The sequence below is a fragment of the Brevundimonas sp. G8 genome (genome assembly GCF_902506205.1).
Taxonomy (GTDB): Bacteria; Pseudomonadota; Alphaproteobacteria; order Caulobacterales; family Caulobacteraceae; genus Brevundimonas.
Genome location: NZ_LR732816.1, coordinates 2,692,216 through 2,710,969, shown reverse-complemented (window position 1 = coordinate 2,710,969; position 18,754 = coordinate 2,692,216). Strand labels below are relative to the sequence as shown.

Here is an 18,754-nt window from a genome sequence, read left to right as displayed (position 1 = left end):
AGGCGCGACACAGGACCAGCATGTACGGATTGATTACCCGCCTGACGGCCCATTCCGGTCGTCGCGACGAACTTGGGCTGTGCCTGCTGGACCCCAATCTGAAGCGCCCAGGCTGCCACAGTTACGTCCTGGCCCACGACCTGAACGACGCCGACGCCCTGTGGGTCACCGAGGTCTGGATGAGTAAGGCCACGCACGACGCCTGGTCCGCCCAGATCCGCGAAACCCACGAACTGCTGCCGGCCCTCAGCCTGATCGCCACCTTCGGCGACACCGTCTTCACCCGCCCCATCGGCGGCGTGGGGCTTTAGTCGGGCTTCACCACCGCCAGCACGGCCGCCTCGACCACCTGATCGCCCAGCGTCGCCACGCTCTCCACCACGCCATTGAACGGCGCGGTCAGGGCGTGCTCCATCTTCATGGCTTCCAGCACCACGACGGGCTGCCCCTTGGCGACCGTGTCCCCCGCCTTGACCGGCGTGGCGACGATCTTGCCAGGCATGGGCGCCCGAAGGGAGCCGTCGGAGACCGCGCCCGCGCCTGAACCCACGGCTGCGCGATAGGGCGTCACCCTACGCGCCTCGCCATCGACGAACAGGACGAAGCCGTCATCGACGGACTGATAGCCGAACAGCCGATCCCCGGCCTGGACCTGGTCGAAACCGACATGGGCCAGTTCGCCCTGCGGACCGCGCCAGCCGGTCTCGACCGGCGTCACCGCCGCCGATACGCCCTGTCCGTCGATCTGGGCCCAGACAGTCGTCTGCGACGACGCGTTGAGGCGCACGCCATAGGACAGGCCTGGTTGCCCGCCCCACGGGCTGAACCGATCCGCACGCACCTCGACCGCATCCGCGGCAGCTTCTGCGATCAGGGTCAGAGCCGCCAGCGTCGCTTCGTCGGACGGCTGGGGCTGCAAATCCGCCTCCTCAGCCGCGATGAAGCCCGTATCCACGTCGCCCGCGACGAATCGGGGATGCTCCAGGCAGCGTTTCAGGAAACCGGCGTTGGCCTTGACCGGCCAGACCTCGACCTCGCCGGCCGCCTCGGCCAGGCGCGCCGCCGCTTCCTCGCGGGTGTCCTCATACACGATCAGCTTGGCGATCATCGGGTCGTAGAACTGGCTGACCTCGCCGCCCTGCTCCACGCCGGCGTCGACGCGGATGCCGTCCGGCATGACGAAATGCTCCAGCCGACCGATGCTGGGCAGGAAGCCGTTCGCCGGATCCTCGGCATAGAGGCGCGCCTCCATGGCCCAACCGTTCAGTTGGATCTGATCCTGTTTCAGCGGCAGGGGTTCGCCCGCCGCGACGCGGAACTGCCATTCGACCAGATCGACGCCGGTCACGCTCTCGGTCACCGGGTGCTCGACCTGCAGCCGGGTGTTCATCTCCATGAACCAGATGCCGTCCGCCTTCAGCCCGTCCGAGGCGTCGGCGATGAATTCGATGGTTCCGGCCCCGACATAGTTGACCGCCTTGGCCGCCTTGATCGCCGCGCCCGTCACGGCGGCGCGCACGGCCTCGCTCATACCCGGCGCCGGAGCCTCTTCGATCACCTTCTGGTGGCGGCGTTGCAGCGAACAGTCGCGTTCATACAGGTGGACGACATCGCCGTGTTTATCGCCGAACACCTGCACCTCGATGTGGCGCGGGCGAGTGATGTAGCGTTCGATCAGCACCCGGTCGTCGCCGAAGGCCGCCGCGCCCTCGCGCTTGGCGCTGGCCAGGCCAGCGGCGAAATCGGCCGGATCATCGACCCGCTTCATCCCCTTGCCGCCGCCGCCCGCGACCGCCTTGATCAGCACCGGATAGCCGATCCGCGCCGCCTCGGCCGTCAGGGTCGCCTCCGACTGGTCCGCGCCCTGGTAGCCGGGCGTCACAGGCACCCCGGCCTGGATCATCAACTCCTTGGCCGCATCCTTCAGCCCCATGGCCCGGATCGAGGACGGGTCCGGCCCGATCCAGATCAGGCCCGCCGCCGCCACGGCCTCGGCGAACTCGGCGTTTTCAGACAGGAAGCCATAGCCGGGGTGGATCGCCTCCGCCCCCGTCGCCTTGGCCGCCGCCAGCACCTTGGCGCCGTCCAGATAGCTTTCACGCGCCGCCGCCGGGCCGATCAGCACCGCCTCGTCGGCCTCTCGCACATGCAGGGCCTGGGCGTCCGCCTCGGAATAGACGGCGATGGTGCGTAATCCCATCCGCTTGGCGGTACGGAAGACGCGGCAGGCGATTTCGCCGCGATTGGCGACAAGGACGGACTTGAACATGAAGTGTTCTTAGCCGGATCGTGCGAGGCAGGCGAGAGGCTGCGCACGACCCTTCTCAGCCGCCCCCGCAGGCGTTAAGCCAATCCCATGTCCCTGCGCCCCCTCTTCGTCACCCAGGTCTATGAGGCCTCCCTCGCCGAGGGCCGAGGCTGGCCCGACTTCAACGCGCAACTGATCGACGTCATCCGCATGATGGCCGAGGAGGACGCGGCCGGCCGCCAATGGTGCAAGGCCAACGCCTATCGCGGCTATACTTCCTACGGCTCGCTGAACGACCTGCCGCAGCGGTTCCCCGAGTTCGCCGAACTGAAGCGCCACCTGGACCGGCACGCCGTGGCCTACGCCAAGGCGCTGAACTTCGACCTGGCGAGGAAACCGCGTCTCGACAATCTGTGGGTCAATATTCTCAAGCCCGGCGGCGGCCATACCGGCCACATCCACCCGCACGCCTTCCTGTCGGGCACCGTCTATATCGACATCCCGGACGGCGCCTCGTCGTTGAAGCTGGAAGACCCTCGCCTGCCCTTCATGATGGCCCGCCCCTCGGTGACCGAGGAGGCGTCGGAGGCCGAACGGCCGTTCGTCTATCTGCAGCCGAATGCCGGCACGGTGCTGATGTGGGAAAGTTGGCTGCGGCACGAGGTGCCGACCAACCTGGCCAAGGCCGACCGGATTTCGATCAGCTTCAACTACGCCTGAATCTTAAGGCTGAACCGGCCGTCGCGAACGACGGCCGGTTCGGTGGCGATCAGACGGTCCAACTGGCCTTGCGCTTTTCCAGGAAGGCCAGCACGCCCTCGCGGCCTTCGTCGGACACGCGGGCGCGAGCGATGCGTTTGGCGGTCTCGTCCAGCAGGCTGCTGTCGATCTTGTGGTGGGCGATGTCGTTGACCAGGCGCTTGGCCTCGCCCATCGCGCCGGGCGCATTGCCGGTCAGGCTGTCGGTCAGCATCGAGATGAACTCGTCCACCGAACCTTCGGGCAGCACCAGGTCGATCAGGCCTGTGTGGGCGGCGTAGTCGGCGTCGAAGCTGTTTCCGGTCAGGAACAGCTGGCGGGCGCGGCGGGCGCCGATGGCCTCGACGACATAGGGAGCAATGGTCGCCGGGATCAGGCCCAGCTTGACCTCGGAGAAGGCGAAGCGCGCACCCTCGACCGCCACGGCCATGTCGCAGGCGGCGACAATGCCGGCCCCGCCGCCCATGGCGTTGCCCTCGACCACGGCCACGGTCAGGGCCGGAATGTCGTGCAGCGCCTTCAGCATTTTCGCCAGGCCCATGGCGTCGTCGCGATTGTCGCTCTCGGACCAGCCGGCGGCGTCGCGCATCCAGTTCAGGTCGGCCCCGGCGCTGAAGGTGCCGCCCGCCCCGCGAATGAAGACGGCGCGCACGCGGTCGGCGCCGTGCAGGGTCTCGAACGTCTCGTGAAGCGCGGCGATGGTCGCGGCGTCGAAGGCGTTCTTCTTCTCGGGCCGATTGATGGTGACGAAGACGATGCCGTCGGTGGTCGAATCGATCTGCACCAAATCGTCGTTTGCATCCGGCGCCGGATCGGCCACCAGAGGCTGGGCGATGGAATTGATCTCGGCCGCCTCCGCGTCGGTCACGTCCAGGGCGTCGATGTCCGCCGGGGTATTTTCATTCGCCATGGGGGTCTCCTTGGGGGCAGCGGCGGCTCACGTCTTCGGGGCCATCGCCATAATAGAAGCTGAGCGTCTGTCGGTCGTCGGACAGGATGAGCGTGCGTTGAAGGCGTTCGATCCCATCATAATCCTCGTAATCGACGACGAGGTGGATCGAGTTCGCATCGATGCGGGTCACTTCGACGACGCTGTCTCCCTCCTCGAAATAGGAGATCGAGCTGTCGCTGATGACGAACCGCTCGCCGCTTTCGCGGTTGCCACAGGCTTCCGGCACGCTGCTCCATTCCCCCTGATATTCGGCGGGAATGGTCTTCAGCGCAGTTTGGGCGAAGGCGGGGGCGGCGAACGGGGCGGACAGCATCAGGGCGGCGATGGCGTAAACGGATTTCATCTCATCACATCCTGAACAGGCCGAAGGTCGTCTCGGGGATCGGGGCGTTCAGGCTGGCGCTGATCGCCAGGCCCAGAACGTCCCGCGTCTGGGCCGGGTCGATGACGCCGTCGTCCCACAGGCGGGCGGTGGCGTAATAGGGATTGCCCTCGTCCTCGTACTTCTGACGGATCGGGGCCTTGAAGGCCTCGGCGTCGTCCGCGCTCCAGGTCTCGGCGTCGCGGTGGACGGTGGCCAGGACGCTGGCGGCCTGTTCGCCGCCCATCACGCCGATGCGGCTGTTGGGCCAGGTGAAGAGGAAGCGCGGGGAATAGGCCCGGCCGCACATGCCGTAGTTTCCGGCGCCGAAACTGCCGCCGATCAGGACGGTGAACTTGGGCACTTCTGCGCTGGCGACGGCCGTGACCAGCTTGGCGCCGTCCTTGGCGATGCCGCCGGCCTCATATTTTCCGCCAACCATGAAGCCACTGATGTTCTGCAGGAACAGCAGCGGAATCTTTCGCTTGCAGGCCAGCTCGATGAAGTGGGCGCCCTTCTGGGCGCTCTCGGAGAAGATGACGCCGTTGTTGGCCAGGATGGCGACCGGATAGCCCCAGATGCGGGCGAAGCCGCAGACCAGGGTCGAGCCATACAGGGTCTTGAACTCATCGAACTCGGACCCGTCCACCAGCCGGGCGATGACCTCGCGCACATCATAGGGGGCGCGAACGTCGTCGGGGATCAGGCCGTACAGCTCTTCGGCCGCGAAGGCCGGCGCGCGGGGTTCGCGCACGTCCATGTCGACGGACTTGGTCGTGTTCAGATTGGCGACGATGGACCGAACGATCTCCAGCGCATGCTCGTCGTTCTCGGCCACATGGTCGACCACGCCCGAGCGACGGCCGTGGGTCTCTGCCCCGCCCAACTCCTCGGCCGAGATCACCTCGCCCGTGGCGGCCTTCACCAGGGGCGGGCCGGCCAGGAAGATGGCGCCCTGGTTGCGCACGATGATCGTCTCGTCCGACATGGCCGGCACATAGGCGCCGCCGGCGGTGGACAGGCCCATGACGCAGGCGATCTGGGCGATGCCCTTGGCGCTCATCCGGGCCTGGTTGAAGAAGATGCGGCCGAAATGGTCGCGGTCGGGGAAGACCTCGGCCTGGTGCGGCAGGTTGGCCCCGCCAGAGTCCACCAGATAGACGCACGGCAAGCGGTTCTGCTCGGCGATCTCCTGAGCGCGCAGATGCTTCTTCACCGTCATTGGGAAATAGGCGCCGCCCTTCACCGTCGGGTCGTTGCAGACGATCATGACCTCACGGCCCGAGACCCGGCCGATCCCGGCGATGACGCCGGCGGCCGGGGCCTCGCCGTCATACATCTCATGAGCGGCCAACTGCCCGACCTCCAGGAAGGGCGAACCGGGGTCCAGCAGCCGCTCGACACGGTCGCGCGGCAACAGCTTGCCACGGGCCACATGGCGCTCGCGCGACTTGTCGGAACCGCCTCGCGCGGCCTTGGCCACATGATCGCGCAGTTCGGCGACCAGGGCGCTGTTGTGCGCATGCAGGGACTTGTATTTCGGGCTTTGCGGATCGACCGCTGACGTCAGCTTCGGCATGGAGTTGGTTTAGGCGGGCTGGTTACGACCCACAAGCGCACAGGCGCCTCTCCCTCCCCGTTCGGGGAGGGTGGTCGCGGAGCAACCGGGTGGGGGCGGCCCGGCAGGGTCGCGCCTGCGTCATTAAGACAAGTCTGTGGGGCGTCGCCCTGCCCTCCCCGCCCGACCTCGGCTTCGCCTCGGCCACCCTCCCCGTGCCGGGGAGGGAGAAACGTTGCGTCGCGCCCCCTTTTCCCCTATAGGCCCCGCCTTTCCAGGGCTTCGGTCCTGTCGCGGAACACCAAAGGGTTGGACGTTCGGTCCGGCCGCCGCGCCAGGAGCCATCGTGGGGATCGACTTACCCGGTCGTTTCCACGCCGACGCCCACAAGGGAGAATACCGCATGGCTCTTTACGAGCACACGGTCATGTCGCGCCAGGATATCTCGGCGCAACAGGCCGAAGCGCTGAACGACACCATCAAGGGCTTGATCGAACAAGGCGGCGGTTCCGTCGCCAAGATCGAGTACTGGGGTCTGCGCAACCTGACGTACCGCGTGAAGAAGAACCGCAAGGCTCACTATTCGCTGCTGGCCGTCGATTGCCCCCCGGCCGCCATGGCCGAGGTCGAGCGTCAGCTGTCGATCAACGAAGACGTGCTGCGTTGGCTGACCGTCCGCGTCGAGGAACTCGACCTGGAACTGTCGCCGCTGCTGGCCCGCCGCGAGCGTGAACGCGAGCGTGAGCGCGAGCGCACGCCGCGCGACGACGCCGCTTCCGACGCCGCCGAATAAGGAACCCGGAACATGACCGATACCACCGCCCCGACCCCGGGCGCACCGGCGGGCTCCGGCGCCGCCGGCCGCCGCCCCTTCTATCGTCGCCGCAAGGTCTGCCCGTTCTCGGGCGCCAATGCGCCGAAGATCGACTACAAGGACGTGAAGCTGCTGCAGCGTTACGTCTCCGAACGCGGCAAGATCGTGCCCTCGCGCATCACCGCCGTCTCCCAGAAGAAGCAACGCGAACTGGCCAAGGCCATCAAGCGCGCTCGCTATCTGGCCCTCCTGCCTTACGTGGTGAAGTGAGATGAAGGTCGTTCTGCTTGAACGCGTCGAGAATCTCGGCGCCATCGGCGACGTCGTGTCCGTCAAGGACGGCTTCGCCCGTAACTTCCTTCTGCCGCGCGACAAGGCCCGTCGGGCCACCGCCGCGAACCTGAAGGCGTTCGAACTCGACCGCGTCGCCATCGAGCAACGCAACGACAAGAACAAGGCCGATGCACAGAAGGTCGCCGACAAGATCGACGGCCAGACCTACATCATGATCCGTCAGGCCGGTGAAACCGGTCACCTGTACGGTTCGGTCGCCGGCCGCGACGTCGCCGAGGCCATCCAGGCCGAAGGCGGCAAGGTCGAGCGTTCGCAGGTCGTCCTGAACACGGCGATCAAGAACCTGGGCGTCCACGAAGTGCCGGTCCGCCTGCACGCCGAGGTCCGCGCATCGGTCAAGATCAACATCGCCCGTTCGATGGACGAAGCCGAGCGTCAGGCCAAGGGCGAGGACGTGATCCGCAGCCAGTTCGACGATGAGCGCCAGGCCGCCGAGCAATCGGCCCAGGAACTGATCGAAGGCGGCGCCGGTCAACAAGAAGGCTTCGGCGACGAAGCCTGATTGACCTCGGCTTTCGGGCCGGATCGCCAAGACATCAAGGGCGCGCCCCGCAAGGGACGCGCCCTTTTTGCTGCCTAAAAACCGGTCTGCGACGCGTTTCGCGCGGATCGCGCAATCTATGACAAGTTTACAACAAGGCGAGATCGTTGATTGTCCAAACGATTGGATAGACAACAAGCTTGCTTGACGCCGCTGCTTTGCGGTCACAGCCTCCACTCGCGACCGATTTCGACCTCAACGGCGAAAGATTATTGCGCCAACGGACGAAGCCCGGTCGAGGGGCGACGGCATGGCGGCCTGTCGAGCGCCCGCCCACATGGCCGTCGTGCTTCTGCCGGGGATCATCAATGCAAATCGGACACGGCCGTAAGGTCCTGCTGGCCTTCGCCTCCACCAGCGCGCTTTTCATGGCGTCATCGGCCTTCGCTCAAACGACGCCTTCACCGACCGACGACACCACCGAGGTCGGCGAAATCATCGTCACCGGCACCCGCACTGTCGGACGCAGCCGCCTGGACAGCATCGCGCCCGTCGACGTCATCTCTGGCGAGACCTTGACGCGCAGCGGCACGGGCACAGAGACGGCCACCGCCCTCGCCGCCACCGCTCCATCGATCAACTTTCCTCGCCCCTCGATCTCCGACGGCTCGGACCACGTTCGCCCCGCAACCCTGCGCGGCCTCGCGCCCGATCAGACCCTGGTCTTGATCAATGGTCAGCGCGGCCATGTCAGCGCCTTGGTCAACGTCAACGGCAATCTGGGACGTGGCTCGACCGCTTTCGATCTGAACACCATCCCGTCCGTGACCCTGGGCTCGGTCGAGGTGCTGCGAGACGGCGCGTCGGCCCAATACGGATCGGACGCCATTGCCGGCGTCATCAACCTGCGCCTGCGCGAAGCGCGCGAAGGCGGTGGCCTGACACTCAACTATGGCCGATACGACACCAGCTTCGACACCGCGCGCGGCTCTCAGGACCGCAAGGACGGGACACAGAAGTCGGTTGCGGGCTGGGTGGGTCTGCCGCTTGGCGACGACGGTTTCCTGACCGTGTCGGGCGAGTTGCAAAGTCGTGATCGCACGAACCGCGCCGATTTCGCTGACCCTGGCGCCGTATCCAACGGCGCGACCGATCAGGTGATCGGCCATTATGGCGATCCGGAAGTGGACGCTCAGTCGATCTGGTTCAACGCCGGCAAGCCGCTGGGCGGCGGTTGGGAAGCCTATGGCTTCGCAGGGATCCAGCACAAGGAAACCGTATCAGCGGCGACCGCGCGCGCTTTCAACAACCCTAACAACGTCCTCGCCGTCTATCCAAACGGCTTCATCCCGAAGATCGGCACCGATATCGTCGACTACAATCTATACGGCGGCGTGAAAGGCTCGGCGGCGGGCATCGATTGGGACATTTCGACCAGTTACGGGCGGAACACCATCGACTACCGCGTATTCGACAGCATCAACGCCTCGTACGGAAACCAGGGCGGCATGACCCAGAAGGAGTTTGCTGCGGGCGGGCTGGAGTATGATCAATTTACTCTCGGCATCGATGGGGTGAAGCCGATTTCCCTGGGTCTTTACGAGCCCATCAACCTCGCCTTCGGCGTTGAATACCGCACTGAAAGCTTTGGGCAATCCGCAGGCGAGCCCAAATCTTACGACAAGCTGGCTGGCAGCACTCGGGGCGGCGGCGCACAGGGCTTTCCCGGCTTCTCGCCCGCTAATGTTATCGACGTCGATCGCAACAATTGGAGCGCCTACCTTGATCTGGAAGGCAAGTTGACCGAGGCCCTCTCGGTCGGGCTGGCCGGGCGCTACGAAGATTACTCCGACTTTGGCGATCAGCTGACCGGCAAGTTGTCGGCGCGCTATGACTTTTCGCACAGCTTCGCTCTGCGCGGCGCCATTTCGACCGGCTTCCACGCTCCGGCCTTGCAACAGCAGTACTTCAGCTATGTTGCGACCAACCTGGTCACCACCGGAAATCCGCCGGTGACCAACCTGATCCAGTCCGGAACTTTCCGAGTCGATGATCCAGTGTCGCTGGCGCTCGGTTCCAAACCCCTGGAGCCGGAAACCTCCACCAACTATTCGCTGGGCGCCATATTCCGTTCGGGCGGGTTTGAGTTGACGGTCGACGCCTATCAGATCGAGATCAAGGACCGCATCATCCTCTCCGAGAACCTCGGCCCGTCACGACCCAGCCAGTCCGCACAGACCACCAATGCCGTCCTGGCCATCATTCAGCCGTTGGGCGTCTCGTCCGCCCGGTTCTGGACCAACGGTCTGGACACCACGACCAAGGGCATTGACGTGGTCGGGCGCTATCGATTGCCGACCGACACCATCGGCCGCTTCGACTTCACTGTGGCGGGAAATTACAACGAGACGACCGTGGACAAGGTGCCGGGTATTCCAACCGGGCTGGCTATCCCGGTGTCGCCGAACTTCCTCTTCGACACCGCAAACATACTTTCGTTTGAAAAGGGCACGCCCAAATATAAGGTCGTCGGCAGCGCCGATTGGACATTGGGCGGGTTCGGCGTCACGGCGAAGGCGACATACTACGACTCCGTGCTGGTGCCGAACAACACGACATCCAATAATTACCAGACCGGATCAGGCACTCTGTTCGATCTGGAAGGGCGCTATGCCTTCCCTGGCGGCGTGGGTCTGGCGGTCGGCGTCAACAATCTGACTGACGAATATCCGAACTACACCCCGGCAGCTCTCAACGCGCTGACGGGATCGGTCGGTTTCCCGCAATACTCGCCCTACGGCTTCAACGGGCGGTTCTTCTATGGTCGCCTGAGCTACAGCTTCTAAGACGACCGACACATCCAAGGAACGGGGCGCTCTTCGGAGCGCCCCGCTTTGCGTTGCGATAGATTTTCTACCAGACCGCCGCAGAAAACATGCGCTCCCGCGTCGATTGACCCGCCGCACCTTCGCCCTGATATGGCCATGACCGCCGGGACCTCCCCGACCGTGCGGTTGGAGACGGCGATGACGATTACCCCTTATTTCGTGGCGATGCCGCCCGCCCGTGGGCGATGTTGCGGCTGAGGCCGCACGACACCTGAACTTCAGATCGACTTCAAAGCCCGCCGCCATCAGCGGCGGCGATGCGCGCTCGCGCCAAAAATAAGCCTTAGGAAATCTCTCAATGCGCACTACCCTGAAACGGGCCGCCGTCCCGGCCCTGTTCGCGACCGTTTCGACGCTCGCCCTGCTGACCGCCACTCCCACCTTCGCCCAGACCGCCGAGCCTAGCGCCGAAGAGGCGGCCCAAGTGGACGACATCGTCGTCACCGGCACGCGGGTCCAGAACCGCTCGCGCCTAGACACCCTGGCCCCCGTGGATGTGGTGACGGCGCAGGCGCTTCAGACGCGCGGCACGACCGAGTTCGCCACCGCCTTGGCCCAGGCCGTCCCGTCGCTGACTTTCCAGCGCCCATCCGCCAACGACGGCACCGACTCGATCCGGCCGATCACCCTGCGCGGCCTGTCGCCGGATCAGACGCTGGTGCTGGTGAACGGCACGCGTCGCCACGCCTCAGCCCTGGTCAACGTCAACGGCGTCGTGGGTCGCGGGTCGGCCGCCGTCGACCTGAACACCATCCCGACCGGCGCCCTGGACCGGGTCGAGGTGCTGCGCGACGGCGCATCGGCCCAGTACGGCTCGGACGCGATCGCCGGCGTGGTGAACCTGCGTCTGAAGGAAGCCTCCAGCGGCGGCGGCGCCAGCGTGACCTACGGCCAGTATTTTACCACGGTAAAAACCGCGCGCGGCGAGCGCGACGAACAGGACGGCGGCACGGTGACGGCTTCGGCCTGGCAGGGCTTCTCGCTGGGCGACGACGGCTTCTTGACCCTGTCGGCCGAATATCTGAACCGCGAATCGACCAACCGCTCGGACTATGACCCCCGTGCAGCGGCGAACGGCGCCATCACCGCCCGCTTCGGCGACCCGGACGTGGAGCAATGGACGGTCTTCGCCAACGCCGGCAAGGGCTTGGGCAACGGCTGGGAGGCCTATGGCTGGGCCGGCTATCAGGACCGCGACAGCGAAGGCGCCGCCTTCCCTCGCCTGTCCGACAACGCCAACAATGTCGCCGCCATCTATCCCAATGGCTTCCTGCCCAAGGTGGCGATCAGCTCGAAGGACGCATCCCTGGCCGGCGGCCTGCGCGGCGAACTGGCCGGCTGGAACACGGACGTTAGCCTGACCTACGGCCGCAACGCTCTGGACTTCCGCACCGAGGACTCGCTGAACTCCACCTATGGCGCCGCTTCGCCGACCAGCTTCGATTCCGGCAGCCTGATCTATGACCAGCTGGTTCTGGGCGCCGACTTCAGCCGCGAGTTCGAGGTCGGCCTGTCCGGCGGCCCGCTGAACTTCGCCTGGGGCCTTGAGCAGCGCTGGGAGAACTACAAGATCGAGGCCGGTCAGCCCGAAAGCTACAACCGCGGCCCGCTGGGCGCCAACACCGCCCTGACCGGCGGCGCCCAGGGCTTCGTGGGCTTCCAGCCCTCGAACGCCGTCGATGTCGATCGCAACAACTTCGCCGCATACGCCGACGTGGAAATCCCCCTGACCGACAAGCTGCGCGTCGAGGGCGCCGTGCGGTTCGAGGACTATTCCGATTTCGGCGACACCCAGACAGGCAAGCTGTCGGCCCGCTATGACTTCACGCCCAGTTTCGCCCTGCGGGGATCGGTCTCGACCGGCTTCCGCGCGCCCTCGTTGCAGCAGTCGTATTTCACCTCGACCGCCTCGGTGATCCAGAACGGCGCCGTGGTCGAGACCGGCACCTTCCCCGCCACCAGCGCCGTCGCCGCAGCCCTGGGCGCCCGTCCGCTGAAGGCCGAGACCTCGACCAACTATTCGCTGGGCGCCGTCATCCGCCTGGGCCGGTTCGACCTGACGGTGGACGCCTACAAGATCGACATCGAAGATCAAATCGTACTGTCCGAGCTGATCAACCGGACATTCTCGGGTCAAGTCGCCAGCCTGCTGGATCCGCAAGGCGTCCAGGCGGCGCGCTTCTTCCTGAACGGGGTCTCGACCTCGACGGAGGGGGTGGACATCGTGGGCCGCTATCGTCTGCCCACGGACACGCTCGGCGACTTCGACTTCACGGTAGCGGCCAACTTCAACGATGTGTCGGTGAACAGCGTGCCGACTTCCTCATCCGTGCTGAATCCGGTGCCGACCCTTTTCTCGCGCCAGCGTATCCTGACCATCGAGGACGGCACGCCGGACACCAAGGTCTCGGCGGCGGCGGACTGGAGCCGGGACAAGTGGGGCGCCACCGTGCGCGCCACCTACTATGGCGATGTGCTGCAGGCCGGCTCGACCCCGGCCAACGACTACAGCACGGGCGCCAAGACGGTCGTCGATCTGGAAGGCCGTTTCCAGCTGACGGAACGCGTCGGGGTGGCGATCGGGGTGGACAATGTGTTCGACGAATACCCGGACTTCGTGCCGGCGACGCTGAACTCCAACGGCGTGCTGGGCTTCCCCTACTATTCCCCCTTCGGCTTCAACGGGCGCTACGGCTATGCGCGTCTGAGCGTGAAGTGGTGAGCCAGGGCTGACCAGTTGTTCGGCAAAGGGCGCTTTTCGGAGCGCCCTTTTCTCTAAGCCTCGCTAAACAGGCAGCCGTCAGGCGCTGACCAGCAGCGACAACTGTTTGGCGCCGAACTCGCGGCCGCCTTCCTCGATCTCGCGATCCAGCAGGCGGGTGGGGTAGTCGCCGGTGAAATAGTGGTCGGTGAACTGGGGCGCGGCGTTGTCGCGGCCCGTCTCGCCCATCGCCTGATACAGGCCGTCGATGGACAGGAAGCCGAGCGAATCGACTTCCAGCAGGTCGCGCATCTCTTCCAGAGTCTTGTTGGCGGCCAGCAGCTGGGCGCGCTCCGGCATGTCGATGCCGTAGAAGTCGGGGAACAGTATCTGGGGGCTGGCCGAGCGCAGGTGGACCTCGGTCGCGCCGGCGGCGCGCACGGCCCGAACCAGCTTCAGCGAGGTGGTGCCGCGCACGATGGAATCATCGATCAGCACGACCCGCTTGCCGGCGAGAGCCGACTTGTTGGGGCTGTGCTTCATGCGCACGCCCTTCTGGCGGGCGCCCTGGCTGGGCTGGATGAAGGTGCGGCCCAGATAGTGGCTGCGGATGATGCCCATCTCGTAGGGAATGCCGCTTTCCTGGGCATAGCCAAGAGCCGCCGGCACGCCCGAGTCGGGCACCGGCACGACGATGTCGGCGTCGACGCCCAGTTCGCGGGCCAGACCCCGGCCCATCTCCTTGCGGACCTCATAGACCGAACGGCCGTTCACGACCGAATCCGGGCGCGAGAAATAGACGTATTCGAACAGGCAGGGGCGAGCGACGCGCGCGGGGAAGGGTTTGAGCGAACGCAGGCCGCTGTCGTCGATGACCACGATCTCGCCGTGCTCGACGTCGCGGACGAAGGTCGCGCCCATCATGTCCAGGGCGCAGGTCTCGGACGCCAACACCCAGGCCTCGCCGACCTGACCCAGCACCAGCGGCCGGATGCCCAGCGGGTCACGTGCGCCGATCATCTTGGTGCGCGTCTGGGCGACTAGGGCATAGCCGCCCTCGATCCGAGCCAGGGCGTCGATGAAGCGGTCGACGATCTTGGCCTTACGGCTGCGGGCGATCAGGTGGAGGATGACTTCGGAGTCCGAGGTCGACTGGAAGATGGCGCCTTCGCTGACCAACTGGCTGTGCAGGAACTTGAAGTTGGTCAGGTTGCCGTTGTGCGCCAGGGCGATGCCGCCTTGGTCCAGGTCGGCGAACATCGGCTGGATGTTGCGCAGGAAGCTGCCGCCCGCTGTGGAATAGCGGGTGTGGCCCACGGCCGCGCGGCCGGGCATCCGCGTCATCAGATCGGCGCCGCCGAAGGCCTCGCCCACCAGGCCCTGGTGACGTTCGGTGTGGAACCGCTCGTCCTTGACGCTGGCGATGCCGCAGGCTTCCTGACCGCGGTGCTGAAGGGCGTGCAGGCCAAGGGCGACGATGGCCGAGCCTTCGTCCGCGTCGGCGCCCCAGACGCCGCAGACGCCGCACTCCAGCCGCAGCTGGTCGTCTTCCGGCTCGCGCCAGTGCTCGCGGTGAACGACGGGATCGGCGATATGGTGGCGCATCGTGGGGCTCCGATGACCGGGGAAACTTAAGGGGCGGCTTCGCGGCGCGAGTTAGGCTCTGATTGCGTCTGGGGCAAGGCTTCGTCGTCCGAAAATCCCCTGCGCACGGACGAATCGACCACGGGCGTGATCGCGTCGGCGCCGCGCCCGAGGCTGGGCAGGACAATCTGGATGGCGCGCGCGCCCATGGCGCTGACCGGATAGAGGGCCGCATTGGTCAGCCAACGCGGCGTCCGCTCCCCCGGCAGGGCCGCCACGACGACCAGATGAACGGCTCCGATCAGGACCAGGGCGCGGATGCCGCCGATCAGCAGGCCGAACACGCGGTCGACGCCGCCCAGGTGCGGATTGTCCTTGGCGCTCTTGGAAATCATCGACCCGACCAGGCGCAGGCCGAAATAGACGACGAAGAAGGTCAGGACGGCCGCCAGGATCGACCCGGCCCACTCGGGATCCACGAACGACCGGCCGATACTTGCGGTCCACGGCAGGCTGATCAGCGCCACCAGGGCGGCCAGGGTCGCGCTGAGCAGGGTGATGATCTCGCGCACCCCGCCGCGCACCCAGCCGGCGGCGACGGAAAACAGGATCACCACAATGGCGAAGACGTCGTATCCGGTCACGCGTTCGGGATCCTGCGGTTGCTACGGGGGTCTAATAGCGGTTCTGCGAGATTCGTTCGACCACATCCGTCAGACGCGTCACCGATGTCACCTTCACGCCCTTGGTCTTGGCGGTCAGCGTGGGGCTCAGCACCTGATCGAAGCCCAGCTTCTGCGCCTCGCGCAGGCGGGCCTCGGCGCGGCCGACGCTGCGGACCTCGCCCGACAGGCCGATCTCGCCGAAGACGACGCAGCCCTGGGGCAGGGAGACGCCGGTCGCCGAGCTGATCAGGGCCGCCGCCGCCGCGAGGTCCGCAGCGGGTTCGTTGATGCGCAGGCCGCCCGCAACGTTCAGATAGACGTCCTGATCGCCGAAGCCGAAACCACAGCGGGCCTCCAGCACGGCCAGCACCATGGCCAGGCGCCCGGTCTCCCAGCCGATCACGGCTCGACGCGGGGTGCCATAGGCGGACTTGGACACCAGGGCCTGCATTTCGACCAGCACGGGGCGCGAGCCTTCGATTCCGGCGAAGACGGCGGCGCCGGGCGCACGCTCCTTGCCTTCTCCCAGGAACAGGGCGGACGGATTGGCCACCTCGCGCAGGCCGCTGTCGCCCATTTCGAACACGCCGATCTCGTCGGTGGCGCCGAAGCGGTTCTTGCCGGCGCGCAGGATGCGGAACGGATAGCCGCGCTCGCCCTCGAAGGTCATGACGGCGTCGACCAGGTGTTCGACCACGCGGGGGCCGGCGACCTGGCCGTCCTTGGTGACGTGACCGACCAGTATGACCGCCACGCCGTGAGACTTGGCCAGACGCACCATCTCGCCGGCGCAGGCCCGGACCTGGGTGATCGAGCCGGGGCCGCTTTCATGGACATCGGACCACAGGGTCTGGATCGAATCGACGATGACGATGTCGAAATGCTCGCGCTTCAGCGTGCCCAGGATTTCACGCAGCGCCGTCGCCGCCGCCAGATTGACTGGCGCATCCGCCAGACCCATTCGCTTGGCCCGCGCCCGGATCTGCTCGACGGCTTCCTCGCCGGAGATATAGGCCACGCGCGATCCCTTCAGCGCCGCCTTGGCCGCGACCTCCAGCAACAGGGTGGATTTGCCCACGCCAGGGTCGCCGCTGAGCAGGATGGCGGATCCCGGCACCACGCCGCCGCCGCAGACGCGGTCGAACTCGGCCACGCCCGTGGTGATGCGCGGCGGTTCGGGCGTGTCGGACTGAAGGGTCTCGAACTGAATGCCGCGCGTTCGGGCCGAGGTGGCCGCCGAAGGTTTGATCGCGCCGGGCGGGGCCGAACGGCTTTCCTCGCTCAGGGTGTTCCACTGGCCGCAGGAACTGCACTGGCCCGACCATTTGCCGTGAACCGTGCCGCAGGACTGACAGACATAGAGAGCGGAATCGCGAGCCATGGGCTTCCTTAGCAGATCGGACGGTTTGGGCCGCCTGTTCGACAGCGCATGGCCTGTTTCCACGACAGTTTCGGTCGTACACGCAACCTTTGCCATACCAAGGTATTGAGAACCCGTCGCACGCCCTTGCTTCTTGAGGCGACGCAACGTCAACATTCGACACACATCAATCGCCGAGGCGCGCCATGACCGATCCGACGACCCACTCCCAACCCGCCGTCGATCCCGCCCTGATCGCACGGGTCAAGGGAATCCTGCTTCAGCCCAAGATCGAGTGGCTGCGCATCGACGGCGAGTTCGCCACCAACAAGAGCCTGTTCACGCGCTATGCGATGATCCTGGCCGCCATCGGTCCGGTCGCGACCCTGATCGGCGGCGTGGTGTTCGGCCATGCCTCGATCGTCAGCGCCTTGGTGCTGGCCATCGTCTCCTACGGCTTGGCTTTGGCCAGCGTTTTCATTCTGGGTCTGATCATCAACGCCCTGGCCTCCAGCTTCGGTGGCACGCCGAACCCGGTTCAGGCGATGAAGCTGGCGGTCTATGCCTCGACCGCGTCGTGGATCGCGGGCATCTTCAACCTGATCCCGATGCTGGGCCTGCTGGCCGTCATCGGCGGGATTTACAGCCTGGTTCTGCTGTTCCTGGGCCTGCCGATCCTGATGAAGGTCCCGGAAGACAAGAAGGTGGTCTATTTCATCGTCGTCCTGATCGCCGGTCTCGTCCTGGGCTTCGTCATGGCCGCCATCGTCGGCGCCATCGCCCTGACCTTCGTCGCCTCGACCGCCGGTCTCGCCGCGATGGGCGCTGGCTACTGAGAATAGACGCGCGGCACGCGGGGGGTGATCGAGGTCAGCAGCTCATAGCTGATGGTCCCCGCCGCGGCCGCGGCATCGTCCAATAGCCGGTTCGGGCCGAACAGCTCGACCGGATCGCCGACCGCGACGTCCAGGCCGGTGATGTCCACCGCGCAGACGTCCATCGAGACCCGACCCAGCAGCGGTCGGGTCTCGTTCGCGATCCAGACCTCGCCCTGCGGCGAGTAGGACCGCAGCAATCCATCGGCATAGCCCGCCGCCACCGTCGCGATCCGCATCGGCCGCTCGGCGATGAAACCACGCGAGTAGCCGACGCTCTCGCCCGCCGGCACGTCGCGGACCTGAAGCACCTGGGCCGTCAGCGCAGCCACGGGCGCGATCCTGGGATCGGGCCGCCCCTCGGGCCCGCCGCCGTACAGGCAGATGCCCGGCCGCACGGTGTCGAAGGCGAAATCGGGTCCGAGGAAACAGCCGCTGGAATTGGCGAAGGACCGGATCACGCCCGGATAGCGACCCACCACGCCCGCGAAAGCGTCGCGCTGGCGTCGGTTCATCGGATTGGCCGGTTCGTCGGCGCAGGCCAGGTGGGTCAGGACCAGGGCCAGACCGTCAAAGGCCTCGGGCGCATCCTCGGGCCGGACGCCCAGCCTGTTCATGCCGGTGTCGATCTGCAGACCGCACGTCCCGCCGCCCGCCGCCGCCCAGGCCTGCATCTGCGCCGGATGGTTCAGCACCGGCCGCAGCTCCGCCGCCTTCAGCCTCTCGGCGTCGTCGCCGTGGCATCCGTCGAGCACATAGATGACCGGCCCGCCGTCGCCTTGCGACCCCAGCGCGGCCCGCAGCCGCACCCCCTCGGCCGCCCGCGCCACGAAGAAGGTCCGCGCCCCCTCGGCCATCAGCCGCGTCGCCACCGCCTGCGCCCCCAATCCATAGCCGTCCGCCTTGACCACGGGATGCACCGGCTGGCCGCTGACGGCGCCCAGCGTGTGGTAGTTCCGCGCCAAGGCGCTGAGATCGACGGACAGGACGGCGGGGGTCAACATCCGCTCGTTATGCCCCAAGTTTTCGGCGATGGAAGAGGGGAAGGCTGTTAGGTTTTGGTCATGACGTTCGTTCCGCATCAGCCAAAGCGCAGCCAGCCGTTGTTGATCTGGCTAATCGTGGCCAGCGTAGGCGGTGTGCTGGCGACGGCG

At 66.3% G+C, this 18,754-nt stretch carries 16 protein-coding genes; 8 read left to right on the top strand and 8 right to left on the bottom strand.

Going from position 1 to position 18,754, the window contains the following annotated elements; translation table 11 throughout:
* Nucleotides 1–20: 20 nt before the first annotated feature.
* A complete protein-coding gene (locus tag CHRYSEO8AT_RS13035; RefSeq protein ID WP_159850683.1) occupies nucleotides 21–311 on the top strand; it encodes an antibiotic biosynthesis monooxygenase family protein in 291 nt (96 codons plus the stop codon).
* On the opposite strand, the gene CHRYSEO8AT_RS13030 is transcribed toward CHRYSEO8AT_RS13035, so the two are convergent.
* Nucleotides 308–2,269, bottom strand: coding sequence for a biotin carboxylase N-terminal domain-containing protein (locus CHRYSEO8AT_RS13030; RefSeq protein WP_159850681.1), 1,962 nt, complete (start codon nucleotides 2,267–2,269; stop codon nucleotides 308–310). The two genes, CHRYSEO8AT_RS13035 and CHRYSEO8AT_RS13030, sit on opposite strands and share 4 nt — an antisense overlap.
* An 87-nt stretch (nucleotides 2,270–2,356) precedes the next feature.
* On the opposite strand from CHRYSEO8AT_RS13030, the gene CHRYSEO8AT_RS13025 reads away from it, so the two are divergent.
* Nucleotides 2,357–2,968, top strand: a complete 612-nt coding sequence (locus CHRYSEO8AT_RS13025) for a TIGR02466 family protein (protein ID WP_159850679.1) — start codon at nucleotides 2,357–2,359, stop codon at nucleotides 2,966–2,968.
* Between the two features lie 49 nt (nucleotides 2,969–3,017).
* Here the strand turns inward: CHRYSEO8AT_RS13025 and CHRYSEO8AT_RS13020 are convergent, their stop codons facing one another.
* The 3 genes from CHRYSEO8AT_RS13020 to CHRYSEO8AT_RS13010 are packed head-to-tail and all read right to left on the bottom strand — an operon-like array spanning nucleotide 3,018 to nucleotide 5,899.
* Nucleotides 3,018–3,917, bottom strand: coding sequence for an enoyl-CoA hydratase-related protein (locus CHRYSEO8AT_RS13020; RefSeq protein WP_159850677.1), 900 nt, complete (start codon nucleotides 3,915–3,917; stop codon nucleotides 3,018–3,020).
* The gene (locus CHRYSEO8AT_RS13015; RefSeq protein WP_159850675.1) at nucleotides 3,907–4,302 is read right to left on the bottom strand and encodes a hypothetical protein; all 396 of its coding nucleotides are present in this window, start codon (nucleotides 4,300–4,302) and stop codon (nucleotides 3,907–3,909) included. Before CHRYSEO8AT_RS13015 ends, CHRYSEO8AT_RS13020 begins: the two co-directional genes overlap by 11 nt.
* A gap of 4 nt (nucleotides 4,303–4,306) precedes the next feature.
* Entirely contained in the window at nucleotides 4,307–5,899 is a 1,593-nt protein-coding gene (locus CHRYSEO8AT_RS13010) for a carboxyl transferase domain-containing protein (protein ID WP_159850673.1), read from the bottom strand.
* Nucleotides 5,900–6,281: 382 nt separating this feature from the next.
* On the opposite strand from CHRYSEO8AT_RS13010, the gene rpsF reads away from it, so the two are divergent.
* The 5 genes from rpsF to CHRYSEO8AT_RS12985 all read left to right on the top strand — a co-directional run bounded on the left by rpsF (nucleotide 6,282) and on the right by CHRYSEO8AT_RS12985 (nucleotide 13,137).
* Nucleotides 6,282–6,671, top strand: a complete 390-nt coding sequence (gene rpsF / locus CHRYSEO8AT_RS13005; protein WP_159851741.1) for a 30S ribosomal protein S6 — start codon at nucleotides 6,282–6,284, stop codon at nucleotides 6,669–6,671.
* 12 nt (nucleotides 6,672–6,683) lie between these two features.
* Nucleotides 6,684–6,962 (top strand): 30S ribosomal protein S18, encoded by a 279-nt coding sequence (gene rpsR, locus CHRYSEO8AT_RS13000; protein WP_008259463.1) that lies wholly within the window; start codon nucleotides 6,684–6,686, stop codon nucleotides 6,960–6,962.
* 1 nt (nucleotide 6,963) lies between these two features.
* Nucleotides 6,964–7,548, top strand: coding sequence for a 50S ribosomal protein L9 (gene rplI / locus CHRYSEO8AT_RS12995; protein WP_159850671.1), 585 nt, complete (start codon nucleotides 6,964–6,966; stop codon nucleotides 7,546–7,548).
* Nucleotides 7,549–7,895: 347 nt separating this feature from the next.
* Nucleotides 7,896–10,373: a TonB-dependent siderophore receptor gene (locus tag CHRYSEO8AT_RS12990; protein ID WP_159850669.1), complete on the top strand. Its 2,478-nt coding sequence runs from the start codon at nucleotides 7,896–7,898 to the stop codon at nucleotides 10,371–10,373.
* Nucleotides 10,374–10,713: 340 nt separating this feature from the next.
* The gene (locus CHRYSEO8AT_RS12985; protein WP_159850667.1) at nucleotides 10,714–13,137 is read left to right on the top strand and encodes a TonB-dependent siderophore receptor; all 2,424 of its coding nucleotides are present in this window, start codon (nucleotides 10,714–10,716) and stop codon (nucleotides 13,135–13,137) included.
* 78 nt (nucleotides 13,138–13,215) lie between these two features.
* Here CHRYSEO8AT_RS12985 and purF read toward each other — a convergent pair whose 3' ends face one another.
* The 3 genes from purF to radA are packed head-to-tail and all read right to left on the bottom strand — an operon-like array spanning nucleotide 13,216 to nucleotide 16,746.
* Nucleotides 13,216–14,721 (bottom strand): amidophosphoribosyltransferase, encoded by a 1,506-nt coding sequence (purF, locus tag CHRYSEO8AT_RS12980; RefSeq protein WP_159850665.1) that lies wholly within the window; start codon nucleotides 14,719–14,721, stop codon nucleotides 13,216–13,218.
* A gap of 26 nt (nucleotides 14,722–14,747) precedes the next feature.
* Nucleotides 14,748–15,344, bottom strand: a complete 597-nt coding sequence (locus tag CHRYSEO8AT_RS12975; RefSeq protein ID WP_159850663.1) for a CvpA family protein — start codon at nucleotides 15,342–15,344, stop codon at nucleotides 14,748–14,750.
* A 31-nt stretch (nucleotides 15,345–15,375) separates the two neighbouring features.
* A complete protein-coding gene (gene radA / locus CHRYSEO8AT_RS12970) occupies nucleotides 15,376–16,746 on the bottom strand; it encodes a DNA repair protein RadA (protein ID WP_159850661.1) in 1,371 nt (456 codons plus the stop codon).
* Nucleotides 16,747–16,931: 185 nt separating this feature from the next.
* On the opposite strand from radA, the gene CHRYSEO8AT_RS12965 reads away from it, so the two are divergent.
* The gene (locus CHRYSEO8AT_RS12965) at nucleotides 16,932–17,561 is read left to right on the top strand and encodes a Yip1 family protein (RefSeq protein ID WP_159850659.1); all 630 of its coding nucleotides are present in this window, start codon (nucleotides 16,932–16,934) and stop codon (nucleotides 17,559–17,561) included.
* Here the strand turns inward: CHRYSEO8AT_RS12965 and alr are convergent.
* Nucleotides 17,555–18,604 carry an alanine racemase gene (alr, locus tag CHRYSEO8AT_RS12960; RefSeq protein ID WP_159850657.1) on the bottom strand — a complete coding sequence of 350 codons (1,050 nt, stop codon included), beginning with the start codon at nucleotides 18,602–18,604 and terminating at the stop codon, nucleotides 17,555–17,557. The genes CHRYSEO8AT_RS12965 and alr overlap by 7 nt on opposite strands.
* Between the last annotated feature and the right edge of the window lie 150 nt (nucleotides 18,605–18,754).

Bases quoted from the DNA above. Each gene is read 5' to 3' on its own strand.
- CHRYSEO8AT_RS13035 (WP_159850683.1), top strand. From the start codon at position 21: ATGTACGGATTGATTACCCGCCTGACGGCCCATTCCGGTCGTCGCGAC.
- CHRYSEO8AT_RS13030 (WP_159850681.1), bottom strand. From the start codon at position 2,269: ATGTTCAAGTCCGTCCTTGTCGCCAATCGCGGCGAAATCGCCTGCCGC.
- CHRYSEO8AT_RS13025 (WP_159850679.1), top strand. From the start codon at position 2,357: ATGTCCCTGCGCCCCCTCTTCGTCACCCAGGTCTATGAGGCCTCCCTC.
- CHRYSEO8AT_RS13020 (WP_159850677.1), bottom strand. From the start codon at position 3,917: ATGGCGAATGAAAATACCCCGGCGGACATCGACGCCCTGGACGTGACC.
- CHRYSEO8AT_RS13015 (WP_159850675.1), bottom strand. From the start codon at position 4,302: ATGAAATCCGTTTACGCCATCGCCGCCCTGATGCTGTCCGCCCCGTTC.
- CHRYSEO8AT_RS13010 (WP_159850673.1), bottom strand. From the start codon at position 5,899: ATGCCGAAGCTGACGTCAGCGGTCGATCCGCAAAGCCCGAAATACAAG.
- rpsF (WP_159851741.1), top strand. From the start codon at position 6,282: ATGGCTCTTTACGAGCACACGGTCATGTCGCGCCAGGATATCTCGGCG.
- rpsR (WP_008259463.1), top strand. From the start codon at position 6,684: ATGACCGATACCACCGCCCCGACCCCGGGCGCACCGGCGGGCTCCGGC.
- rplI (WP_159850671.1), top strand. From the start codon at position 6,964: ATGAAGGTCGTTCTGCTTGAACGCGTCGAGAATCTCGGCGCCATCGGC.
- CHRYSEO8AT_RS12990 (WP_159850669.1), top strand. From the start codon at position 7,896: ATGCAAATCGGACACGGCCGTAAGGTCCTGCTGGCCTTCGCCTCCACC.
- CHRYSEO8AT_RS12985 (WP_159850667.1), top strand. From the start codon at position 10,714: ATGCGCACTACCCTGAAACGGGCCGCCGTCCCGGCCCTGTTCGCGACC.
- purF (WP_159850665.1), bottom strand. From the start codon at position 14,721: ATGCGCCACCATATCGCCGATCCCGTCGTTCACCGCGAGCACTGGCGC.
- radA (WP_159850661.1), bottom strand. From the start codon at position 16,746: ATGGCTCGCGATTCCGCTCTCTATGTCTGTCAGTCCTGCGGCACGGTT.
- CHRYSEO8AT_RS12965 (WP_159850659.1), top strand. From the start codon at position 16,932: ATGACCGATCCGACGACCCACTCCCAACCCGCCGTCGATCCCGCCCTG.
- alr (WP_159850657.1), bottom strand. From the start codon at position 18,604: ATGTTGACCCCCGCCGTCCTGTCCGTCGATCTCAGCGCCTTGGCGCGG.